The organism is Pseudonocardia spirodelae (genome assembly GCF_037727765.1).
GTDB lineage: Bacteria > Actinomycetota > Actinomycetes > Mycobacteriales > Pseudonocardiaceae > Pseudonocardia > Pseudonocardia spirodelae.
The window spans coordinates 237,698-259,208 of record NZ_JBBJUP010000004.1 but is presented as its reverse complement, the minus strand read 5'-3'; the positions used below and the strand labels follow the sequence as shown (position 1 = coordinate 259,208).

The window sequence follows — 21,511 nt, the reverse complement described above, 5'->3', positions numbered from 1 at the left end:
CGGGTGCCGGGCAACCGGCGGGCCGGCGGCACGCCGGTCGTCCGTGCGGACCCGCGGTGCGCGGGCCCGGTCCGACCTGCGGCGACGCCGGGGATACGCACCGCATCCGGTGAATTGCGTGGTGTCCCACACACAGCGTGTCCGTTTCGCGGCGACCCGGCACTCTCCGTGCTTCCCGGGCGCCGGTGTCCGACACTGTGTCCCATGTCAGGGAAGTCTGCGCCGGACGACGCCGCCATCTGGGTGGGTGAGCTGGACCGGCTCGCTCCGCTGCGCGACCTGCGGGTCGGGCCCGGGTTCCACGCGGCCCGCCTGCTCGTCACCGTCGGGGGCACCCCGCAGGGCCAGGTCACCGTGCCGCTGCGCGCGGGCCGGGCCACCGTCGCCGACCTGCGCTCCGCGCTCATCACGCTCGGGCCGCCCGAGCGGGTCGCCCCGGCACCGGTCGGCACCGAGCCGATCACGGTCGTCGTCGCGACGCGGGGCCGTCCGGACTCCCTGGCCCGCTGCCTGCGCGCCGTGCTGGCCTCCGACCACCCCGCGCTGTCGGTCGTCGTGGTCGACAACGACCCGACCGACGAGCTGACCCGTGAGGCCGTGCTGGCCACGGGCTCGCCGCGGGTGCGCTACGTCCGCGAGCCCCGCCGCGGCGCGTCCGTGGGCCGCAACCGCGGCCTGGCCGAGGCCCGCACCGCGCTCGTCGCCTTCACCGACGACGACACCGAGGTCGACCCCGCCTGGGCCTCCCGCATCGCCGGCGCCTTCGCAGGCGACCCCGACCTCGCCTGCGTCTCCGGCCCCGTCCTCGCCGCCCGCCTCGCCAGCCCCGAGGAACGCGCCGCCGACATCGCCCTGGCCTGGAACAAGGGCTTCACCCCCCGCCGCTTCACCCTCGCCGAGCCCCCCGCGGACTCCCCGATCTTCCCCTTCGCCCCCGGCCTGTTCGGCATCGGCGCCAACCTCGCCGTCCGCGCCGCCGCCGCCCGCGCCGTCGGCGGCTTCGACGAGGCCATGGGCCCCGGCACCCCCACCCACGGCGGCGAGGACTGCGAGTTCCTCGTCCGCATGATCCTGGCCGGACACGTCCTGGGCTACGCCCCCGGCGCCTACCTCTGGCACCACCACCGCCCCGACCAGGCCGCCCTGCGCACGCAGCTCGAGGGCTACGCCGTCGGGCTGGGCAGCTTCCTGGCCAAGGTCGCGCTCTCGCCCCAGGGCCGCGCGGTCGCGCTGCGCCGGCTGCCCGCGGCGATGGCACGGCTGCGCCACATCTCCGAGCGCGAGTCCGGCGCCGGCGAGGCGATGCCCGCCGACGCCGACCAGACGCGCACCCGCGGTCTGCTGAACGGCCCCCGCGCCTACCTCCGCTCGCGCCGGCAGGTGCGGCGGGCCGGTGGAGCGGTGCCGCCGCTGATCGGGCCGACCCGCGCGGGCACCACGGCCCCGCACCGGGTGCTGTCGACCGGCGGCCACCCGGCGGTCGCGCCCGCCGGCGTCCGCGCACCCGGCACCCACCCGGCCGAGACCCCCGCGGGCCGGCCGGACCGCGCCGGGGACCCGGCCGTCCGGGCCTGACCTAGTCCGACGGGCGGCCGAGCAGCGCGTCGCGCGGGCCCGGTCCGAGCAGCGACGGGTCCGACGCGGCGGCGCGCAGCCGTCCGTACGGCCCTCCGGCGAGCCGCCGGGTGGTCGTGTCGAGCACGCCGAGGGTGCACTGCACCTCCGCGGACAGATCGTCCGTGCGGGTGCCGTCGCCCGCCGCCACCCGCACGATCCGGTGACTCATCGTGAACGGCTTCCGCTCCGAGAAATCGATCACGGAGTCGATCTCCAGCTCGTCGCCGGCACGCAGCTCGGCCCGGAAGTGGACGGTCGTCGACAGCAGGACGATCGTCAGCCCGTGCGCCCCCAGCGCGTGCTGGGACAGCCCCGCCGCACGGAAGTGCTCCATCCGGGCGTGCTCGCCGTACTGGTGGTAGACGGCGTGGTTGACGTGCCCGTTCACGTCCATCTCGTAGCTGCGGACCCCGATCCGGACCCGGAACGGCGGGGGTGGCACGGCGCTCATGTCCCCCACCCTGCCAGCCCCGGACGGCCGGTACGGCAGCCGCGCCGCGGGGCGGTGCGGACGGTTTGTGCCACCGTCGACCGCGGTCGTAGGGTGGGCGTCCGCGCGGACTAGGCTGGGGCGGAGGCAGAACGAGCGGTCCGTCAAGAAACGGCGGCCGGTTGTCACTCACGGTGATGCGCGGCGTGGGCCCCGTCCGGGCCGGCACGCGGCGCGTCGCCGACGGCGACGACTCTCGAGGGAGCACGACACATGAGCAGTGAGACGCCCACCGGGGTGGGGGACGACCAGGGCCCCGACGTCGGCGAGGTCGTCCGCTTCGAGGTGGCCGAGCACGGTGACGGCGCCGTCGTCGTCCACGTGCACGGCGAGATCGACACGATGACCGCGCCCGTGCTGAGCGAGCGGCTGGCCGAGCGGATCGGCTCCACCGACCTGCTCGTGGTCGACCTGTCCCGGGTCACCTTCCTCGGGTCGGCCGGCCTGGCCGCGCTCGTCGAGGCCAAGGAGCGGATCGGGACGACCGGTGGCCGGCTGCGGCTGGTCTGCGGCTCGCACGCGGTCACCCGAGCGCTCGAGGCGACGAACCTGATGTCCCTGTTCGACGTGGCCGACGGCGTGCCGGAGGCGCTCCGCACGGCCTGAGGACCTGGAGGCGTATGGGTGCCTGGTGGCCCCCGCGGTCTTCAACACCGACGTGGCCGAGCATCTCGGCCAGGCGGGTTCGATTCCCGTCCGCCTCCGCCGACCACCCCCGACGACCGGGACGACGCACCGCACCGCGATGAGCACCCTGCACCTGGACGAGCCGTCCCCCGCACCCGGCGACGGCCCGTCCGGCGTGCCGGATCTCGCCGCGGCCGTGCGCGAGGGCGTGCGCAGCGCCGCCTCCGTGGCCGAGGAGCTCCTCGCGGCGCTGGCCGCCGCGGACCCCGCGGGCAGCCGGGCCGTCGTCGACCCGGAGCCGCTGCGTCTCGCGGCCGCCGCCCTCGACCGGCGCACCGACCGGTTCGCCCTGCCGCTGGCGGGCGTCCCGCTCGTGGTCGAGGACGGCATCTCCGTCGCCGGCCGCGGTGACGACGTCGTGCGGCGGCTGCGGGCCGCGGGCGCGCTCGTCGCGGGCCGGGCCCGCACGGCCGAGCACGGCGTCGGCTCCGACGGCACCCCGGGCGGGCGGGCCACCGCCGCGCTGGTCGCCTCGGGCGCCGTCCCGCTGGGTCTGGGCCTCGACGGCGACGGCGCGCTGCGTGCCGCGGCCGCCGCGCACGGGCTCGCCGCGCTCAAGCCCGGCCGCCGGGTCCTGCCGGTGCCCGCCGGGGCGGAGCGGCGCTGGAGCGGGCTGGCCGAGCCGACCCTGGTCGCCCGGCACGCGCACGACCTCGCCGCGGTGCTCGACGCGCTGTCCGCCAGCGCGGCACCGGGGCCGCCCGCGCCGTCGTCGGTGCTGCGCCCGGCCGGCCCGGACGCCGCGCCCCGCCCGCCCGTGCCCGTGGGATCGCTCGCGGCGTCGCTGCGCACCGGCCGCACCCGGCTCGCCGGCCCGGACGCCGCCGGCGCCGTGCACGCCGCGATCCGGCTGCTGCAGGAGTCCGGGGCCGGGCTGGTCGCCGCCGACCCGCCGTACCGGGCGGTGCTGGGGGTGCACGCCGCGCGCCGCCGCCAGGCCGGGCTCGCCCGCACCGTGGAGGACCTGGGCATCGACCCCGGTGGGCTGCCGCGGGGCGCGCGCACGCTGGTCCGGCGGGGCCGCCGGGTCCGGCGCCTCGGCGGGCTGCGCCCGGCGACCCCGGCGTCGTGGCGCCAGCGGATGGTCGCCTGGCTCGACGACGCCGGTGCCGAGGCCGGGCTGCTGCCCGCCCCCGCCGGCCCGGCCGGGGCGGGCACCACCGGGCTGGCCGCGTGGAACCTGGCCGGGCTGCCATCGCTGGTCGCACCGGTGCACCGCCCCGGCGAGCACGGCTGCGTGCAGCTGGTCGGGCGCCCGGGCTCGGAACGGCGGCTGCTCGCCACCGCCGTCCTGCTGGCCGGGGACCGACCGGGCTAGGCGTCCGGACCGGACGGCTGGGCCGGCGGGTCGAAGCGGCCGGTCTCGACGAACCGCTCCAGCGTCGCGGTGTACGGCGCGAGGTCCATGCCCTGCGCGGCGACCCAGCCGTCGTCGTAGTAGCTGTGGCGGTAGCGCTCGCCGCCGTCGCAGAGCAGGGTCACCACGCTGCCGGTGCGCCCGGCGCGCAGCATCTCCGCGACGACCTGGTAGACCCCCCACAGGTTGGTGCCGGTCGACCCGCCGGCCCAGCGCCCCGTGCGTTCGCGCAGGTGGCGGGCGGCGGCCACGCTGGCCGCGTCGGGCACCGGGATCATCCGGTCGATCACCGACGGCACGAAGCTGGGCTCCATCCGCGGCCGCCCGATCCCCTCGATCCGCGACGCCGCCCCGGTCGCGTACCCCGGGTCGCCCGCGGTCCAGCCGGGCAGGAACGCCGAGCCCTCCGGGTCGACGACGGCCAGCCGCGTCGCGAGCCGCCGGTAGCGCAGGTAGCGGCCGATGGTGGCCGACGTGCCGCCGGTCCCGGCGCCGACCACGACCCACTCCGGGACCGGGTGCGGCTCCTCGGCGAGCTGGGCGAGGATCGACTCGGCGATGTTGTTGTTGCCCCGCCAGTCCGTGGCGCGCTCGGCGTAGGTGAACTGGTCGAGGTAGTGCCCGCCGGTGCGCGCGGCGAGCTGCTCGGCCTCGGCGTAGACGTCGGGCCCGTGCTCGACGAAGTGGCAGCGCCCGCCCTCGCGCTCGATCAGCGCGACCTTCTCCGGGCTGGTCGAGCGGGGCATGACCGCCACGAACGGCACCCCGATCAGCCGGGCGAAGTACGCCTCGGACACCGCGGTCGAGCCGGAGCTGGCCTCCACCACCGTCGTGCCCTCGGTGATCCAGCCCGAGGCGAGCGCGTAGAGGAACAGCGAGCGGGCCAGCCGGTGCTTCAGGCTGCCCGTGGGGTGCACCGACTCGTCCTTGAGGTAGACCTGCACGCCCCAGCCGGCCGGCAGGTCCAGCACGTGCAGGTGGGTGTCGGCCGAGCGGTTGGCGTCGGCCTGGACGCGGCGCACCGCCTCGTCGACCCAGGCGCGGGTACGGGCACAGGAACGGTCGACGGGCTGCACGCCCGAGACCCTAGAACGGGCTCACAGCCGGACCAGGCCGGTCCCCTCGGTGACGCCGCCGATCCGGGCCGCGCGGTGCCCGCGGGCGCGCAGCGACGCCACCGCCGCGTCGCCGCGGCCGGGGGCGGCGCCGAACAGCAGCCCGCCGGAGGTCTGGGCGTCGGACAGGACCAGCAGGTCGTCCTCGGTCGCGGCGCCGGCGACGACGCGGTCCTCGATCCAGGCCCGGTTGCGCAGCGTGCCGCCCGGGACGACGCCGTCGGCGACCAGGCCGCGCACGCCGTCGAGCACCGGGACGGCGGCGACGTCGACGTGCGCGTCCACCCCGGAGGCCACGGTCATCTTGGTGAGGTGGCCGAGCAGGCCGTAGCCGGTGACGTCGGTGCACCCGGTGGCGCCGGCCTCGCGGGCGGCCGCGGCGGCGTCGGCGTTGGGGGTGGTCATCACCGCGACGGCGGCGTCGACGTCGGCCGGGACACCCCGCTTCACCGCGGTGGTGGTGACGCCGATCCCGAGCGGCTTGGTCAGCACCAGCTCGTCGCCGGGACGCAGCCCCGCGTTGGTCAGGACCGCGTCCGGGTGCACCTCCCCCACCACGGCGAGGCCGTACTTCGGCTCGGGGTCGTCGATGGTGTGCCCGCCGACGACGGCGAACCCGCAGGCCCGGCCCACCCCCGCGCCGCCCTCCAGGACCGCGGCCAGCACGTCCGGGCCGAGCTGGTCCGACGGCCAGCACACCAGGTTCAGCGCGAACAGCGGGCGGCCGCCCATCGCGTAGACGTCGGAGACGGCGTTCGTGGCGGCGATGGCGCCCCAGGTCGCGGGGTCGTCGACGATCGGGGTGAAGAAGTCGGTCGTCGCGACGAGCGCGCGGTCGGGCGACAGCCGCCAGACGGCGGCGTCGTCGCCGGTGTCGGTGCCCACGACCAGGTCCGGGTGCGACGGCGGGGTCACCGCCGCGAGGACCTCGCCCAGCTGCGCGGGCCCGAGCTTGCACCCGCACCCCGCCCCGTGGCTGAACTCGGTGAGGCGGCGGGCGGTGACGGGGTCGGCCATGCCGCCATCCTCGCAGCGGCGCAGCGTGATCGCCGCCACCCGCGCGGCGACGCCCGCTGCGCCGGTCCGGTGACGCACCGTCGGACGCCGGGTCGCAGCCGTCCGCCGAACGGGGGCTGTCGGGTCGCGCCGGGGACACGGAGACTGACGCACCGTGAACGCAGCACGGGCCCCGTACCGGGGCGGCACGGGGGGACGGACGACGAGGTGACCGACGGTGTCACGGAGGCCGGGGCCGACATGACGGCCGAGGACGTGCGCGACGACGAGACGACCCGCACCGGTGACGGCGTCCCGGCCCCGCGGACGTCGTCCGGGCTGCCGCAGCGGGCCCCGCGCGGCGGTGACGGCGCGCGCAGCGCCGGCGACGCGACGGTCGAGGACCTGCTCGGCCGGCTGGCCGCCGCCGAGCGGGCCCGCGACGCCGCCGAGCAGCGGGCCGACGCACTGGCCGCGGCCCTGGACGACGCCCGCTCCCGCCCCGCGGAGACCTTCGGCATGCGGGCCGACAAGGTCCTGCGCATGGCCGAGCACGAGGCGGCCCAGCGCCGCCGGGCCGCCGAGGCCGACGCCGCGGGGGTCCTCGACGCCGCCCGCGCGGAGGCGGACCGGATCGTCGCCGACGCCCGCGGGGAGGTCGACCGGCTGCGCGCGGCCGGGGTCACCGCGCGCCGGGACAGCGAGCTCGTCGCCGACACCGCCGCGTCCATGCACGCCCACGTGTCCGCGCTGCGCGGCTCGGTGCGCGAGGAGATCGCCCGGCTGCACGCCCTGCTGGGCACCGAGCTGGGCCGGCTCGACGCGCCCGTCGCCCGCACCCGCGCGCCCCGGCCCGAGGACCCCCGCGCGCCCCGCCCGGACGCCGACACCGACCGGGTGCCGCGCCCGGCCGCCGGACCCGCGCACGCCCTGCGCGGCGACGGCGCCGCCCCCCGGGAGGACGCCCGCCCGGCCGGGACCGGACCGGACGGCACGGACACCGGTCCCGCCCCGCTGCCCGTGGTCAGCCTGCCCGAGCAGCGCGACACCGAGCCCGATCCCGACGGCGCCGCCCCCGCCGGGGACGACGGGGCCCGCACGTCCTGACCCGCCGCCGGGGCGGCGCGCCCGCCCCGGCACCGCGTTACCGTGCCCCGGTGACCACCGCGGATGCCGACCCGCGCCGGCGCGTGCCCCGGACCGACGCCGTGCTCGCCGACCCCGCCCTCGCCGGGGCGGCGGCCCGGCTGGGCCGCGACCGGGTCAAGCGGGCCGTCATCGCCGCACAGCAGGCCGCCCGCGAGGGCCGCATCGCACCGGAGGACGTGGCCGCCGCGGCCCGCGCCGCGCTGCCGGCCGCCGCGACCGGCATCCGTCCGGTCCTCAACGCCAGCGGGGTGCTGCTGCACACCAACCTGGGCCGGGCGCCGCTGTCGGCCGCGGCCGTCGAGGCGCTCGGCGTCGCCGCCGGGACCTGCGACGTCGAGCTGGACCTGGCCACCGGGCGGCGCGGCACCCGCGGCGCGGGGGCGGTCGCCGCGCTGCGCGACGCCGTCCCCGGCGCCGGGGCGGCCTGGATCGCGAACAACGGCGCCGCGGCGCTGGCCCTGGTCTGCGCCGCGCTCGCCGGGACCGGAGGCGAGATCGTCGTCTCCCGCGGGCAGCTCGTCGAGATCGGCGACGGCTTCCGCATCCCCGAGCTCATCGAGTCCACCGGGGCCCGGCTGCGCCCGGTCGGCACGACCAACCGCACCCACCTGCGCGACTACGCCGACGCGATCGGCCCGGACACCGCGTTCCTGCTGGTGGTGCACCCGTCGAACTTCGTGGTGTCCGGGTTCGTCTCGGCGGTCGGGGTGCGCGAGCTGTCCGGGCTCGGGCCGCCGGTGGTCGCCGACATCGGCTCCGGGCTGCTCACCGCGCACCCGCTGCTGCCCGACGAGCCCGACGCCGCCGGCACCCTCGCCGCCGGCGCCGACCTCGTCACCGCGTCGGCGGACAAGCTGCTCGGCGGCCCGCAGGCCGGTCTGCTGCTGGGCGGCGGCGAGCGCGGCACCGCGCTGGTGGAACGGGTGCGCCGGTTCCCGCTGGCCCGCGCGATGCGCGTCGACAAGCTGACCCTGGCCGCGCTGGAGGCCACCGTCGCCGGGCCGGTGCCGCCGGTGCGGGAGTTCCTCGACGCCGACCCCGCTGCGCTGCGCGCCCGCGCCGCGCAGCTGGCGGCCGGCCTCGCCGCCGACGGGATCGACGCCGTCGCCACCGACACCGTCGCCGGGGTCGGCGGGGGCGGGGCCCCCGGGGTGGCGTTGCCCAGCGCGGCCGTCGCGCTCCCGCAGCACTACGCCGCCGCACTGCGCGACGCCGACCCGCCGGTGCTCGGCCGGACCGCCGAGGGCCGCTGCCTGCTCGACCTGCGCGCGCTGCCGCCCGCCGCCGACGCCGAGCTGGCCCGCGCCGTCCGCTCCGTCGCCGGGGCCGCCGGACGGGAGGCCTGAGCGGTGCACGTGCTGTGCACCGCCGGGCACGTCGACCACGGCAAGTCCACGCTGGTCCGGGCCCTGACCGGGATGGAGCCGGACCGCTTCGCCGAGGAGCGGCGCCGCGGCATGACCCTCGACCTCGGGTTCGCCTGGACCGAGCTGCCCGGGGCCGGGACGGTCGCGTTCGTCGACGTGCCGGGGCACGAACGGTTCGTCGCGACCATGCTCGCCGGGGCCGGTCCCGTGCCGGCGGCGGTGTTCGTCGTCGCCGCCGACGAGGGCTGGATGCCGCAGTCCGGTGAGCACGCCGACGCACTGGCCGCCGCCGGGGTGACCGACGGGCTCCTCGTCGTCACCCGCGCCGACCTGCTCGACCCCGAGCTGGCCCTCGACGACGCCCGCGCCGCGCTCGACGCCCGCGGGCTCGGCGGCTGGCCCGCGGTCGCCGTCTCCGCGCGCACCGGCGCCGGACTCGACGCGCTGCGCGTGGCGCTCGTCGCGCTGTGCGGGCGGCTGCCCGCGCCCGACCCGGCCGGCCCGGTCCGGCTGTGGGTGGACCGGGCGTTCACCGTCCGCGGCGCCGGGACGGTCGTCACCGGGACCCTGCGCAGCGGCACCGTGCGCCCCGGCGACACCCTGGAGCTCGACGGCGCCGACGGCCGCGTCCCGGTGACCGTGCGCGGGGTGCAGGAGCTCGGCGAGCCGGTCGGGTCCGCCAGCGCGCTCGCCCGCGTCGCGCTGAACCTGCGCGGGGTGCCGCGCGAGCGCGTCGAGCGCGGGGACGCGCTGCTCGGGCCCGGTGCCTGGCCCGCGACGGCGGACGCCGACGTCCGGCTGCACGGCGTCGGCGGGCCGGTGGAGGTGCCGTCCTCGCCGGTCGGGCTGACGCTGCACGTCGGCTCGGCGGCCGTCCCGGTCCGCCTCCGGCCGCTCGACGCCGGCGCACCGGGCGGGCCCCTGGTGCGGCTGCACCCGGCCCGCCCGCTCCCGCTGCGCATCGGCGACCGCGCGGTGCTGCGCGACCCCGGGGCGGGCCGGATCGTGGCCGGGGTGACCGTGCTCGACCCGGCGCCGCCCGCGCTGCGCCGCCGCGGCGCGGCCCGCCGCCGGGCCGCGGCGCTGGCGGACGCGGGCGCGGTCCCGGACGCGGCGGGCGAGCTGGCCCGCCGCGGCGCCGTGCGCGCGGAGGACCTCCTGCGCTGGGGCGTGCCCGGGCCCGAGGTCCGGGACCTCGCGGCGCGGGTGCCCGGCGCCGCCGGATGGCTGCTGCACCCGGCCACCGCGGCCCGGGCCGGCGCCGCGCTCGCCGAGGCCGTCGCCGCGCACGACGCGGCGGACCCGCTGGACCCGGGCCTCCCCCTGGCCGCCGCCCGCCGCGCCGCCGGGCTCCCGGACGCCGCCCTGGTCGGGGTGGTCCTCGCCGCGGGCGGTCCCGCCGGGGGGCCGGTCCTGCGCGGGGGCCGGGTGCGCGCCGCCGCCGACGCCGGGCCGCCGGAGGCGCTGCTCGCCGCCGCCCGCCGGCTGCGCGCGGACCTCGACGCCGCCCCGTTCGCCGCCCCGGAGGCGGCGCGCCTGACCGAGCTCGGCCTCGGGCCGCGCGAGCTCGCCGTCCTCGAACGGGCCGGGGAGCTGCTGCGGGTCACCCCCGAGGTCGTCCTCGCCCCGGACGCCCCGGAGCGGGCGGTCGCGGTCCTCGGCGGGCTCGGCGACGAGTTCACCGTCGCCGCCGCACGGCAGGCGCTGGGCAGCAGCCGCCGGGTCGTCGTGCCGCTGCTGGAACTGCTGGCCCGCAGGGGACTGACGGTCCGGACCCCGGACGGCACCCACCGGGTCCGCTGAGCGCCGCGGCGCCCGGTCCCGAGTGGCGTCGGGCTGCCGCGGTGCCTACCGTCGGCCCAATGACCGACTCCCGCCCGCCCGCCGCCGGCACCTCCGACGGCATCCCCGGCGGGACGTCCCCGGAGGTCACCGACACCTGCGACGGGCTGCGGCTGGAGACCTCCGAGCCGTCCGCCGGGGTCACCGTGGTCGCGGTGACCGGTGAGCTGGACATGCTGACCGCGCCGGAGCTGCGCCACGCCGTCGCCGAGCGGATCGCCGCCGCCTCGCTCGTGGTGCTCGACCTCGACGGCGTGCGCTTCCTGGGCACCTCCGGTCTCGCCGCGCTGATCGAGCTGCGCGAGCAGGCCCACCGCTCGGGGGTCGAGCTGCGGCTGGCCTGCACCGAGCGCCGGGTGCTGCGCCCGATCGGCATCGCCGGGCTGCACCACCTGTTCGACATCCACGACGACGTCCGGGCCGCGCTCGAATCCTGAGCGCTTGTGATCCGGGTCACAACCCGCGATTGTTTCGTGTCGGAGCGACGCGATTCGTCCGGAGTGTGCCTCGCGCCACCTGCGACGGCGTGAACAGGGCCGATGGTCCCGGACCGGACGTCCGCGCGGGCGTCCGGCACCCCGCGGCGGCGGACGGCACGGCCGCGTGGGCGTCCACCGCGGATCCGCTCAGGTTTGATCGCGGAGCCCGTCGGGAACCGGGTGGACAGCCAACCCGGTCCACCCGGGTCCCGATCGACGAGGTGAGCGCGTGAGCGACGTTTCCCGGCTTCCCGGCCCGATGGACGACGTGTGGCAGTGGCAGCGTCTGGGTGCGTGCCGCGGCATGGACAGCGCCGTGTTCTTCCACCCCGACGGTGAGCGCAACCCCTCGCGGTCGCGTCGCACCGAGCGGGCCAAGCAGGTCTGCCGGGGCTGCCCGGTGCTGCAGGAGTGCCGCCGCTTCGCCCTCGCCAGCCGTGAGCCGTTCGGCGTCTGGGGCGGGCTGGGCGAGTCCGAGCGTCGCGCGATCCTCGAGCGCCGCGACGCCGACCGCATCGCCGCCGAGACCCCGGGCCTCGCCGCCGTCGTCTGACCCCGTCCGTCACGGCCCGCCCGCTGCGGGCGGGCCGTTCCCGTACCCGGGTGCGCTCAGCCGGTCGGCGTCAGCGCCGCGACGACGGGCCCGACCTCGGTCCCCGGCGCCCGGTAGGGCAGCACCGGCAGCCCGTACACCCGCGCGACCCGGCGCACCGCACGCCGGACGACCGCGATCTCCGGGTCGGCGACCGCACCGCCGCCGGCCGGGGCGACGCACCAGGTGTCGTCGTCGGGGTCGAACCCGACCAGCTCCGACAGCGCCGCGACGAGATCGGCCTCGTCGGCGTCGTCGACGGTCCAGCGCAGCCCGAGCCGGTGCACGTGCACCCGCGGGTCCCGCACGTCGAGCCCCTCGGGCCCCGTGTCGTCGTCCCCGTCGTCCTCGGCCGCCAGGAGCTCGAGCGCCTCGGCCGGGCTCAGCGGGCGCCGCGTCCGGGCCGGCTCGTCGCGCACCACGAGCAGGTCGGTCCGCCCGGCCTCGCCCGACAGCGCCACCAGCGAGCTCCCGGCCCGCTCGGACTCGGCCGCGGTCAGCGCCACGGCGACCAGCCTCCGCGGCCGCGTCGTCCCCTGCCCCACCACTGCCCCCGTCCCGCACCTGCCTGCTCCGACGAGTACAACGTCCGCATCCGCCGCTCGCGCGCCGAATTCGCCACCGAACGGACGAGTGGGGTCACCCGCGCCGCGAACGGAGTGTCGTCCGGTCCGGCGGGCCCGCGGACGTGGTGCAGGACACCGCCTCCGCGGGGCCGTTCCGCCCGCCGGTCGACCGCGCGGGCCGGACGGTCGAGCGGCACGGCCGCCCCGCCGGACGGCCGTCGCGCGGCGTCGCTCCCGCGGCACGCACCCCGGCCGGCCGCGCCGGGGTCGCGGGGTCAGGCGGGGCGGTCGAGCCGCACCGCGAGCAGCGCGATGTCGTCGTCGAGCCGCTCGGGCAGGCACACCTCGAGCAGCCGCTCCACCACCCGTTCCGGGTCGGCGTCGGACGGCAGGCCGGCCAGCGTCCGCTCGATCAGCTCGGTGCGGGCGTCCGCGTCCTCGCCGATGATGTCGGTGAGGCCGTCGGTGTAGAAGACCAGCAGCGACCCGGCCGTGCACGGGGTGCTCGCCTCGTCGCGGTGCGCGCCGCCGGCCCGCCCGAACTCCGGCACCGCGCCCAGCATCGGCGAGTGGTGCGCGTCGAGGCGGTGCAGCCGGCCCTGCGGGTCGCGCAGCAGCGGGGCGGGGTGCCCGGCGTTGGCGTAGGTCAGGGTGCGGGCGCCGTCCGGGCCGGCCGGGCCGAACCGGGCGTAGACCGCGGTCGCCATCGCGGCGATGTCGAGCCCCTGCACCAGCTGGTCGCAGCGGTCCAGGACCGAGCCCGGGGCGTCGCCGCCCCAGGCGTAGGAACGCAGCACACCGCGCAGCTGGCCCATCGCCGCGGCCGCGGACAGGTCGTGCCCGACGACGTCGCCGACCGCCGCGCCGACCGACCCGTCGGGCATCGGCAGCACGTCGTACCAGTCCCCGCCGACCTGGTTGCCGTCCGCGCCGACGAGGTAGCGGGCCGCGACCCGCATCCCCGGCACGGTCGGCAGGGCCGGCAGCAGGCTGTGCTGCAGGGTCGCCGCCGCCGCCCGCTCCACCTCGTAGAGCCGGGCGTTGTCCACCGCGAGCCCGGCCCGCCCGGCCAGGTCGGAGGCCAGGTGCAGGTCGCGCTGGGTCCAGCGGCGGCCGTAGGGGAACTGGGTGGACAGCGTGACCAGCCCGAGCACCCGGCCGCGGCCGAGCAGCGGCACCACCATCGCCGAGCGCAGCCGCAGCCGCTCGTAGGTCTCGGCGGCCGCCGGGTCGTCCGGGTACACCTCGGCGCCGTCCTCGGGCAGCTCCTGCACCAGGTACGGCTTGCCGGTGCGCACCGCGACCTCGGCCTGCTGCTCGATCCGGGAGGTCCGCAGCGGGCCCGAGCGTGACAGCAGCGCCTCATCCTCGTCGTCGCGGGCGGCGACGGCCAGCCGCTCGCGCGCCGCGCCGTCGGGGGTGTCGAGCAGGTCCACCGTGCACAGGTCGGCCAGCTCGGGCACCACGATCCGGGCGAAGCGCCGGCACGCGTCGGCGACGTCGAGCGCCGAGGTCATCTGGGTGGTCGCCTCGGCGAGCAGCCGCAGCTGGGCGCGGGCGGCCTCGGCGTCGGCCAGCGCGGCCCGCCGCTCCTGCTCGACGACGACCCGCTCGGTGACGTCGCTCTGCACCCCGACGAAGTTGACGAGCTCGCCGTCGCCGTCGTGCACCGGCGAGATCGACACCTGGTTCCAGAACGCGGTGCCGTCGCGACGGTAGTTGAGCAGCACCTCGGTGATCGGGCGGCGGTCGTTGAGCGCCTCGCGCACCCGGCGCACCGCGGACCGGTCAGTGTTGGGCCCCTGCAGGAACCGGCAGTTGCGGCCGACGACCTCGTCCAGCGGGTACCCCGTCAGCCGCTCGAACGACGGGTTCACCCAGGCCAGCGGGTCGTCCTCGGTCTTCGGGTCGGAGATCGTGAACGACATCTCGGTCGCCAGCACCGCGCGGTCGCGCAGGAAGCCCAGGCGGTCCCGGTCGCCGTCGCCGGATCCGGCCTGGGAGTCCGCCAGCGGCAGCAGTACGGCCAGCGCCCGGCCGGGCCCGGTCCCGCTCGCCTGCGCGAACGTGCCCCGAGCCTGCTCGTTCGGGTCGGCCAGCGCGAACCCGGTCACCCAGACCAGCGTGCTGCTGGCCGTGGCGCCGTCGCCGGGGACGGGCCGCCCGTCGCGGTCGGGCATCAGGCCCGGCCCGTGCAGCGCCACCGGCTCGCCGGAGACGGCCTCACCGGCCGCGATCCGGCCCAGCGGCGAACTCTCCCCGGTGTGGGGCCGCCCGTCGAGGTCGGTGAGCCGGACGGCCTCGCTCCACTCCCGCACGCCGATCGGCAGCCGCACCGGCCGCTCCCCCGCCAGCTCCAGCGCGGTCGTGTTCGCGTAGACGATCCGGCGGTCCTCGATGTCGATCATCAGGACGGCGACCTGCGCGCCCCCGCGCACGTGCGGCATGGCCGGGGTGCTGGGCTGCTCGCCGAGCGACTGCACGGACGTCGCGACCGCCTGGTCGACGGCCCGGTCCACGGCGTCGCCGGGAGGTCCGGCGGGGCCTGCCGGACCGAGGTCGGAGTACCGGGTCACCCCGGCGAGCCTAAGGGCAGGCGCCGTGACCGGCCCGCCCAACCCGGCCGGTATCGTCGGGCGCGGTCTCCTGTCGCAGGTGGACCGGACCCCGGTCGGGCCACGGCGGCCCGCCCCCGGCCCGGTGCGCCGGGCACGGTCCGACCCGTACTGCCCGTCGAGAGCACGGCGGCGCCCGCACCGCATCGCGCCGACCGGCGCCCGACACGGAGGTGATCCCTCTGCCCGGATCCGCGCCGGCGCACCCGTCCCGCGGGGACGGCGACGCCGAGCTCGACGGCGCCGACTCCGCCCACCTCGGGGTCCGGTTCTCCTCACCGCGCACCGGTCTGACCGTGCTCACCGTGTGCGGCGAGGTCGACACCCTCACCGCCCCGCGCCTCGAGGTCGCCCTCGACGAGCTGCTCGCACTCGCCCCCGACGGCGAGGGCCGCGACCTCGCCGTCGACCTCGAGGGCGTCACGTTCCTCGCCTCCAGCGGCCTCGGCGTCCTCATCCACACCGCCCGCCGCGCCTCCCGTGACGACCGGCGGCTCTACGTGGTCGCCACCAACCGGGCCGTGCTGCGCCCGCTGGAGGTCACCGGGTCCGCCCAGCTGTTCACCGTGCTGGCCGACCAGGACGCCATCCCCGGCCGGGACGGTGTTCCCGGGCCGTGAGCGGCACCCGGACCTGCACCGCACCGCCGGAGACGACATGATCCGGCCCGACACCCCCGATCGCACGAAAGGACTCGCCAGCGTGGCCCAGGAGGACGTGGCAGGCACGGTGCACGGCGCCGGCACCGACAACACCGTCGAGATCAGGACCGCGGCCCGTCCCGCGCTGATCCCCACGGTCCGCGCGGTGGCCTCCGACCTCGCCGCCCGGGCCGACTTCGACCTGGACGCGATCTCCGACCTGCGGATGGCCGTCGACGAGGCCTGCGCGACGCTCGTCGCGATGGCCGCCCCCGGCGCCTCGCTGCGGTGCACCTTCGCCGTCGGCGACGAGCGGATCGACGTCGCGGCCCGGGTCGAGACCGGCACCGGTGCCCAGCTGCCGACCGACAGCTTCGGCTGGCGGGTGCTGCAGACCCTGGCCGACCAGGTCGCCGTCGAGACCGGTGAGGAGGACGGCGGGCGCCCCGCCCTCACCATCCGCCTGCACAAACTCGCGGGCCACGGGCTGTGACGTGACGGCGGACCCCCAGTACGCCCACCTCACCCCGCTGCTCGAGGAGTACGCGGGCCTCGACGCGGGCGACCCCCGCCGCGAACGGCTCCGCGAGCAGCTCGTCACCGGCTACCTCCCGGTCGCCCAGCACATCGCGCGCCGCTTCAACCACCGCGGCGAACCGCTCGACGACCTCGTCCAGGTCGCCACCGTCGGCCTCATCAACGCCATCGACCGGTTCGACCCCGGCAAGGGCGGCGAGTTCTTCTCCTTCGCCGTGCCCACCATCTCCGGCGAGGTCCGGCGGCACTTCCGCGACCAGAGCTGGTCGATGCGGGTGCCCCGCCGGCTCAAGGACATGCACGTCTCGATCAACGGCGCGGTGTCGGAGCTGTCGCAGACCCTGGGCCGCGCGCCCCGGCCGTCGGAGATCGCCGACCACCTCGACCTGCCCGTCTCCGAGGTCCTGGAGGGGCTGGAGGCCGCCGAGGCCTACCGCAGCTCCTCGCTCGACGAGATGCTGTCGTCGGAGGACGGCAGCGCCACGGTCGGCGAGCTGGTCGGCGACGCCGACGCCGAGCTCGACCGCGTCGACTACCGCGAGTCGCTGCGCCCGCTGCTCGCCGAGCTCGCGCCGCGCGAGCGCACCATCGTCATGCTGCGGTTCTTCGGCAACCGCACCCAGACCCAGATCGCCGGTGAGGTCGGCATCTCCCAGATGCACGTCTCGCGGCTGCTCGCCCAGACCCTGTCCCGGCTGCGCAACCGGCTCGACCCCGACGACCGCAGCTTCTGACGGCCGGTCGCCGGGCGCCCGCGTCCCCTCTCGGCGAGGATCGGCGCGGGACGCGGCGACACCCGCGTCCGCGGATCGGAGGGAGACGATGAGCGTGCCGGAACACGTGCTGGTGGTGGGGGCCGGGCTCGCCGGGCTGCGCACGGTGGAGAACCTGCGCCGCGACGGCTACGAGGGGCGCATCAGCCTGGTCGGCGCCGAGGAGCACCTGCCCTACGACCGGCCGCCGCTGTCCAAGCAGTTCCTGGCCGGGGACTGGGAGCGCACCAAGGTCGACCTGTGCACCGCCGAGGACCTCGAGGAGCTCGGCGTCCGCACCCACCTGGGCCGCGCCGCGACGGCGCTGCGCCCCGGCGACGACGGCTCCGAGGTCGAGCTCGACGACGGCACCGTGCTGCACGCCGACGCCGTCGTCCTCGCCGTGGGGGTGACCTCCCGGGTGCTCGACGACCAGCCCGACTCGGCGCACCTGCTGCGCGCGGTCGACGAGTCCGCGGCGCTGCGCGACGCGCTCGCGCAGGCGTCGTCGCTGCTCGTGGTGGGTGCCGGGTTCATCGGGGCCGAGGTCGCGAGCACCGCGCGCGACCGCGGCGTCGCCGTCACCGTCGTCGAGTCCGGGACGGTGCCGATGGCGCGGCTGCTCGGCGAGCAGGCCGGGGCCCTGGTCGCCCGCCTCATGACCGACGCCGGGGTCGACCTGCGCACCGGGGTGTCGGTGTCGTCGATGGACGCCGGCGGGGCCACGCTGTCGGACGGGACGACCGTGCGCGCCGACGAGATCGTCGTCGGCGTGGGCGGGATGCTCGACCTGGGCTGGCTGGAGGCCGCCGGCGTCGACGTCACCGACGGCGTCCCGTGCGACCACCGCGGCCGGGTCGACGGCCTGCCCGGCGTCTGGGCGGCCGGCGACGCGGCCGCCTGGGCCGATCCGGACACCGGGACGCGGACCCGGCTGGAGCACTGGACCTCGGCGAGTGACCAGGCCGCCGCCGTCGCCGCGGACATCACCGGCTCCGACCTCCCGCCGGCCGCGGTGCCGTTCTTCTGGTCCGACCAGTTCGGGCTCAAGATCCAGCTCGTCGGGCGGCCCGACCGGGCGGACTCGCTGCTGGCGCTGCACGGCGAGGGGCTCGACGGCGGGCCGGTCAAGGGCACCGTGCTCGGCTACCTGCGCGGCGACGAGCTCGTGGCCGTCGCCGGGTTCGGGGCCGCGCGCCTGGTGGCCCGCTACCGCAGGCCGCTGGCCGAGGGCGCCGACCGCGCCGCCACGCTGGAGCTGCGCGACCAGCTGTCCTGACCCGGTCCCGCACACGACGACGCCCGGCCGGTGGGTCCACCGGCCGGGCGTCGTGCGGGAACGGGACTACCGGAAGATCGAGCGGACGATCGCCAGCCCGACCAGGGTGCCGACCGCGATCAGCGAGTACTTGATCTTCGGGTCGGCAAGGCGCTCGGCGATCTGCTCCTTGCCGCCCTCGATCAGGTTCTTCGGGTTCGCCCGGTCGGCCAGTGCGTCCAGGCTCTCGGCCAGCGCGTCCCGGGTCTTCTCGATCTCGCGCTGGATGCTCTCGGGGTCGCGGGCCACCACGTCCACCTCCGACTCGGCCGGGACGCCTTCGGCACCCGGGACTCCTGCTGCTCGCGCCCGCCGGCGCCGGACGACGGTGTCCGGGCACCGCGAGCGGCGTGGCACACACCGTAGCCACCGGACCCGGCGTCCGCGCGCCCCGGTCACCGGCGCGCCGCGGATCCGGCGTCCGCGGGCGGGATCGGCGCAGGACCGGGAGACTGGCGGGGTGTGCAGGGAACGGTCGTCCCCGGCCCGCCCGTGACCGCCGCGCAGCCCGGCCGGGCCGACCGCCTCCGCCGGGCCGCCCGGCGCGACGGCGGGCACTGCGTCTGGTGCCGGCGCGACTGCACCGGACGGGTCCGCGCGACCACCGACCACCTGGTGCCGAAGGTCAAGGGCGGCCCGTCGTGGCTGGAGAACGAGGTCGTGGCCTGCGGCCGCTGCAACCGCCACCGCGGCCACACGAGCCCCGCCGACTGGTTCGCCGAGTGCGTCCGGCGCGGCTGGGACCCCGACCTCGACGCCGTGCTCGGCACCCTGCGGTCGCTCGCCGCCGCGATCGCCGAGCGGGGCGGGCAGCGCCGGGCCCGCCCCTACCTGGACGGGCAGCTGCGCCGGCTGGAACGGCTCGCAGGCGGGTCCTGAGCCCCCGCCCGTCCACGACCGGCCGTGCCGTCCACAGGCCACGCACTCGTGGCGGCGGCCGGTGCCACGGGTGGCACGCTGACCGGCATGAGCACACGGCTGCAGGCGGGCGACCCCGCCCCCGACTTCACCCTCGACGACGCCGACGGCACGCCCGTCTCGCTCGCGGACTTCCGCGGCCGCAAGGTCGTCGTCTACTTCTACCCGGCGGCGAGCACGCCGGGCTGCACCAAGGAGGCCTGCGACTTCCGCGACAACCTGGCCGAGCTGAACGAGGCCGGCATCGACGTCCTGGGCGTCTCCCCGGACAAGCCGGCGAAGCTCGCCACCTTCCGCGACGCCGAGCAGCTCACCTTCCCGCTGCTGTCCGACCCCGGCCGCGAGGTCCTCACCGCCTGGGGCGCCTTCGGGGAGAAGAAGCTCTACGGCAAGACCGTCACCGGCGTGATCCGCTCGACGTTCCTGGTCGACGAGAAGGGCACGATCGCCGACGCGCAGTACAACGTGAAGGCGACCGGGCACGTGGCGAAGCTGCGGCGGGACTGGAAGGTCTGATGCCGTCCCGGCCGGCGGGCGCGGGGTGAGACGTGCCCCGCGCCCGCGGCTGGACCGACGAGCAACTCGTCGCGGCGGTGGCGTCGTCGGCGACGCTCGCGCAGGTGTGCCGCGCGCTCGGGCTGCGGCCGGGCCGCTACGACTGGCTGCGGGCCCACATCGCGCGGGTGGGAGCGGACGCGCGCCATCTGCCGGGGCCGGGGGCCCAGCGGCGCCGGAACCACTGGACCGACGAGGACCTGGCCGCGGCGGTCCGGGACTCGGAGTCGGTGTCGGCGGTCCTGCGCCGGCTGGGCTACGCGCCGAGCGGCGGCATGCACCGCCTCCTGCTCGGCCACATCCGCCGTCTCGGCCTGGACACCGCGCACTTCCGCGGCCGGGCCTGGTCCCGCGGGCGGCCGACGGCCACCCGGACCGTGCGCCCCCTGTCGGAGGTCCTGGTCCGCGACTCGCCGATGCGCAACACCGGACATCTCCGCAAGCGGCTCGTGTCCGCCGGACTGAAGGAGCCCCGGTGCGAGATCTGCGGGATCGACCGGTGGCGGGAGCGCCCCCTCCCGCTGCACCTGGACCACGTGAACGGCGACCACACCGACAACCGGCTGGAGAACCTCCGTATCCTGTGCCCGAACTGCCACGCGCAGACGCCGACGTGGTGTTCCCGAAAAGGTCGGCCGGCGTAGCCCAACGGCAGAGGCATGGTCTTTAGGTGGCCACGAGTGCGGGTTCGAATCCCGCCGCCGGCACCTCCGCGTCGCCCGCCGTCTCAGGCGGTGGGCGACGCGCCGGCCCGCTCGTCCGCCTCGTCGGGCAGTGGCCGCCGGGCGGCGACCAGCACCCCGCCGAGCCCGAGCACCCCGCACACCAGCGAGACGGTGAGCAGCGCGGGCGACACGTGCCCGGTCACCGCGTCGCCCAGGGCGACGATGGCGATCGTGCTCGGCGCCGACCCGACGACCGTCCCGACCAGGTACGGCCAGAACCGCACCTGGGACAGTCCGGCGAGGTAGTTCATCGCCGCGAACGGCACCATCGGGATGAGCCGCAGCGAGGTCACCGCGAGCACGCCGTGGTGGTCCAGGCGCCGGCGCACCCACACCGCCCGGGGGTGCTCGGCGTAGCGGGCGACCATCCGCCCGCCGGTGACCCGGACCAGGGCGAACGCGACGACCGCGGACAGCGCCGTCGCGAGCAGCGCGAGCGCGGCCCCGCCGACGGCGCCGAACAGCAGCCCGGCGGAGACGGTGAACACCGTGCGCGGGAACGGCGGCACGTTGAGTGCGACCTGCAGGAGCACGAACACCACCGGGCCCCAGGCGCCGGCGAGCTCGACGGTGCGGCGCAGGTCACCGAAGCGCGGGACGACGGGCAGACCCAGCGACCGCGCGACGAGGACGACGAGTGCGGCCACGAGCACCAGCCCGAGGCAGCCCAGGAGCACACGCCACCACCGCACGCGCCCACCGTACCGAGATCGTCCGCGGCGCCGGCGGCGCCTCCCCGTGGTCGTGAGCGATCTCGCCGGGCCGGGCGCCGTGAGAGGCTGCGCCCCATGAGCGACCCCGGTATCGACCCCGCCGAGCTCGACGCCGACGGCCTCGCGGTGCGCCGCCAGGTGCTCGGCTCCGGCTACGTGGACGCGGCCCTGGACCGCGTCACCCCGACCACCGCCGAGTTCCAGAAGCTGATCACCCGCTACGCCTGGAACGAGATCTGGACCCGCCCCGGTCTCGACCGGCGCATGCGTTCGGCGGTGACGCTGACCGCGCTCGTCGCGCACGGGCACTGGGAGGAGTTCGAGCTGCACGTCCGCGCCGCGCGGCGCAACGGGCTCGACCACGACGAGATCGTGGAGATCCTGCTGCAGACCGCGATCTACTGCGGGGTCCCGGCGGCGAACTCCGCGTTCCGGATCGCGCAGCGCGTCCTCGCCGAGCCCGCCCCCGAGTAGCGGCTC

At 77.5% G+C, this 21,511-nt stretch carries 23 protein-coding genes and 2 tRNA genes; 18 read left to right on the top strand and 7 right to left on the bottom strand.

The window, feature by feature from the left end:
- Nucleotides 1–204 precede the first annotated feature (204 nt).
- Nucleotides 205–1,575: a glycosyltransferase family 2 protein gene (locus WJX68_RS06895; RefSeq protein ID WP_340287147.1), complete on the top strand. Its 1,371-nt coding sequence runs from the start codon at nucleotides 205–207 to the stop codon at nucleotides 1,573–1,575.
- 1 nt (nucleotide 1,576) lies between these two features.
- Here WJX68_RS06895 and WJX68_RS06890 read toward each other — a convergent pair whose 3' ends face one another.
- Nucleotides 1,577–2,068 (bottom strand): acyl-CoA thioesterase, encoded by a 492-nt coding sequence (locus tag WJX68_RS06890; RefSeq protein WP_340287145.1) that lies wholly within the window; start codon nucleotides 2,066–2,068, stop codon nucleotides 1,577–1,579.
- 252 nt (nucleotides 2,069–2,320) lie between these two features.
- Between WJX68_RS06890 and WJX68_RS06885 the strand changes: the two genes are divergently transcribed.
- The 3 genes from WJX68_RS06885 to WJX68_RS06875 all read left to right on the top strand — a co-directional run bounded on the left by WJX68_RS06885 (nucleotide 2,321) and on the right by WJX68_RS06875 (nucleotide 4,112).
- Entirely contained in the window at nucleotides 2,321–2,713 is a 393-nt protein-coding gene (locus tag WJX68_RS06885; RefSeq protein WP_340287143.1) for an STAS domain-containing protein, read from the top strand.
- 6 nt (nucleotides 2,714–2,719) lie between these two features.
- A tRNA-Sec gene (locus WJX68_RS06880) sits at nucleotides 2,720–2,812 on the top strand.
- A gap of 40 nt (nucleotides 2,813–2,852) precedes the next feature.
- A complete protein-coding gene (locus tag WJX68_RS06875) occupies nucleotides 2,853–4,112 on the top strand; it encodes an amidase family protein (protein ID WP_340287141.1) in 1,260 nt (419 codons plus the stop codon).
- On the opposite strand, the gene cds1 is transcribed toward WJX68_RS06875, so the two are convergent.
- Both cds1 and selD read right to left on the bottom strand, forming a co-directional pair.
- Nucleotides 4,109–5,227 (bottom strand): L-cysteine desulfhydrase Cds1, encoded by a 1,119-nt coding sequence (gene cds1, locus WJX68_RS06870; protein WP_340287139.1) that lies wholly within the window; start codon nucleotides 5,225–5,227, stop codon nucleotides 4,109–4,111. The two genes, WJX68_RS06875 and cds1, sit on opposite strands and share 4 nt — an antisense overlap.
- Before the next feature lie 21 nt (nucleotides 5,228–5,248).
- Nucleotides 5,249–6,283: a selenide, water dikinase SelD gene (selD, locus tag WJX68_RS06865; RefSeq protein ID WP_340287137.1), complete on the bottom strand. Its 1,035-nt coding sequence runs from the start codon at nucleotides 6,281–6,283 to the stop codon at nucleotides 5,249–5,251.
- Nucleotides 6,284–6,490: 207 nt separating this feature from the next.
- Here selD and WJX68_RS06860 point away from each other — a divergent pair, with 207 nt between their 5' ends.
- The 5 genes from WJX68_RS06860 (at nucleotide 6,491) to WJX68_RS06840 (ending at nucleotide 11,652) form a co-directional block, all read left to right on the top strand.
- Nucleotides 6,491–7,369 carry a hypothetical protein gene (locus WJX68_RS06860; protein WP_340287135.1) on the top strand — a complete coding sequence of 293 codons (879 nt, stop codon included), beginning with the start codon at nucleotides 6,491–6,493 and terminating at the stop codon, nucleotides 7,367–7,369.
- A 50-nt stretch (nucleotides 7,370–7,419) separates the two neighbouring features.
- Nucleotides 7,420–8,757: an L-seryl-tRNA(Sec) selenium transferase gene (gene selA, locus WJX68_RS06855; RefSeq protein ID WP_340287133.1), complete on the top strand. Its 1,338-nt coding sequence runs from the start codon at nucleotides 7,420–7,422 to the stop codon at nucleotides 8,755–8,757.
- Between the two features lie 3 nt (nucleotides 8,758–8,760).
- Entirely contained in the window at nucleotides 8,761–10,581 is a 1,821-nt protein-coding gene (locus WJX68_RS06850) for a SelB domain-containing protein (RefSeq protein ID WP_340287131.1), read from the top strand.
- Nucleotides 10,582–10,640: 59 nt separating this feature from the next.
- A complete protein-coding gene (locus tag WJX68_RS06845; protein WP_340287129.1) occupies nucleotides 10,641–11,057 on the top strand; it encodes an STAS domain-containing protein in 417 nt (138 codons plus the stop codon).
- Between the two features lie 271 nt (nucleotides 11,058–11,328).
- Nucleotides 11,329–11,652 carry a WhiB family transcriptional regulator gene (locus tag WJX68_RS06840; RefSeq protein WP_340287127.1) on the top strand — a complete coding sequence of 108 codons (324 nt, stop codon included), beginning with the start codon at nucleotides 11,329–11,331 and terminating at the stop codon, nucleotides 11,650–11,652.
- Between the two features lie 56 nt (nucleotides 11,653–11,708).
- On the opposite strand, the gene WJX68_RS06835 is transcribed toward WJX68_RS06840, so the two are convergent.
- On the bottom strand, nucleotides 11,709–12,197 hold the full coding sequence (locus tag WJX68_RS06835; protein ID WP_340287125.1) for a hypothetical protein: 489 nt from the start codon (nucleotides 12,195–12,197) through the stop codon (nucleotides 11,709–11,711).
- Nucleotides 12,198–12,532: 335 nt separating this feature from the next.
- Complete coding sequence (locus WJX68_RS06830; RefSeq protein ID WP_340287123.1) at nucleotides 12,533–14,833, bottom strand: SpoIIE family protein phosphatase; 2,301 nt, start codon at nucleotides 14,831–14,833, stop codon at nucleotides 12,533–12,535.
- A 212-nt stretch (nucleotides 14,834–15,045) separates the two neighbouring features.
- On the opposite strand from WJX68_RS06830, the gene WJX68_RS06825 reads away from it, so the two are divergent.
- The 4 genes from WJX68_RS06825 to WJX68_RS06810 all read left to right on the top strand — a co-directional run bounded on the left by WJX68_RS06825 (nucleotide 15,046) and on the right by WJX68_RS06810 (nucleotide 18,081).
- Complete coding sequence (locus WJX68_RS06825; RefSeq protein ID WP_340287121.1) at nucleotides 15,046–15,492, top strand: STAS domain-containing protein; 447 nt, start codon at nucleotides 15,046–15,048, stop codon at nucleotides 15,490–15,492.
- 82 nt (nucleotides 15,493–15,574) lie between these two features.
- Nucleotides 15,575–16,006, top strand: coding sequence for an ATP-binding protein (locus WJX68_RS06820; protein WP_340287120.1), 432 nt, complete (start codon nucleotides 15,575–15,577; stop codon nucleotides 16,004–16,006).
- 1 nt (nucleotide 16,007) lies between these two features.
- Nucleotides 16,008–16,784 carry a SigB/SigF/SigG family RNA polymerase sigma factor gene (locus WJX68_RS06815; protein ID WP_340287119.1) on the top strand — a complete coding sequence of 259 codons (777 nt, stop codon included), beginning with the start codon at nucleotides 16,008–16,010 and terminating at the stop codon, nucleotides 16,782–16,784.
- An 88-nt stretch (nucleotides 16,785–16,872) separates the two neighbouring features.
- A complete protein-coding gene (locus WJX68_RS06810) occupies nucleotides 16,873–18,081 on the top strand; it encodes an NAD(P)/FAD-dependent oxidoreductase (protein WP_340287117.1) in 1,209 nt (402 codons plus the stop codon).
- Nucleotides 18,082–18,147: 66 nt separating this feature from the next.
- On the opposite strand, the gene WJX68_RS06805 is transcribed toward WJX68_RS06810, so the two are convergent.
- Nucleotides 18,148–18,369: a DUF3618 domain-containing protein gene (locus WJX68_RS06805; protein WP_340287115.1), complete on the bottom strand. Its 222-nt coding sequence runs from the start codon at nucleotides 18,367–18,369 to the stop codon at nucleotides 18,148–18,150.
- A 213-nt stretch (nucleotides 18,370–18,582) separates the two neighbouring features.
- On the opposite strand from WJX68_RS06805, the gene WJX68_RS06800 reads away from it, so the two are divergent.
- From WJX68_RS06800 to WJX68_RS06785, 4 genes are all read left to right on the top strand, one after another.
- Nucleotides 18,583–18,999: an HNH endonuclease gene (locus WJX68_RS06800; RefSeq protein WP_340287113.1), complete on the top strand. Its 417-nt coding sequence runs from the start codon at nucleotides 18,583–18,585 to the stop codon at nucleotides 18,997–18,999.
- Nucleotides 19,000–19,086: 87 nt separating this feature from the next.
- The gene (gene bcp / locus WJX68_RS06795) at nucleotides 19,087–19,554 is read left to right on the top strand and encodes a thioredoxin-dependent thiol peroxidase (RefSeq protein WP_340287111.1); all 468 of its coding nucleotides are present in this window, start codon (nucleotides 19,087–19,089) and stop codon (nucleotides 19,552–19,554) included.
- Nucleotides 19,555–19,586: 32 nt separating this feature from the next.
- Nucleotides 19,587–20,237 (top strand): HNH endonuclease signature motif containing protein, encoded by a 651-nt coding sequence (locus tag WJX68_RS06790; protein ID WP_340287109.1) that lies wholly within the window; start codon nucleotides 19,587–19,589, stop codon nucleotides 20,235–20,237.
- Nucleotides 20,228–20,300, top strand: a tRNA-Leu gene (locus WJX68_RS06785). The genes WJX68_RS06790 and WJX68_RS06785 overlap by 10 nt, the downstream gene beginning before the upstream one ends.
- A gap of 20 nt (nucleotides 20,301–20,320) precedes the next feature.
- Here the strand turns inward: WJX68_RS06785 and WJX68_RS06780 are convergent.
- Complete coding sequence (locus WJX68_RS06780) at nucleotides 20,321–21,010, bottom strand: TVP38/TMEM64 family protein (protein WP_340287107.1); 690 nt, start codon at nucleotides 21,008–21,010, stop codon at nucleotides 20,321–20,323.
- A gap of 96 nt (nucleotides 21,011–21,106) precedes the next feature.
- Here WJX68_RS06780 and WJX68_RS06775 point away from each other — a divergent pair, with 96 nt between their 5' ends.
- Nucleotides 21,107–21,505, top strand: a complete 399-nt coding sequence (locus WJX68_RS06775) for a carboxymuconolactone decarboxylase family protein (RefSeq protein WP_340287106.1) — start codon at nucleotides 21,107–21,109, stop codon at nucleotides 21,503–21,505.
- Nucleotides 21,506–21,511 lie beyond the last annotated feature (6 nt).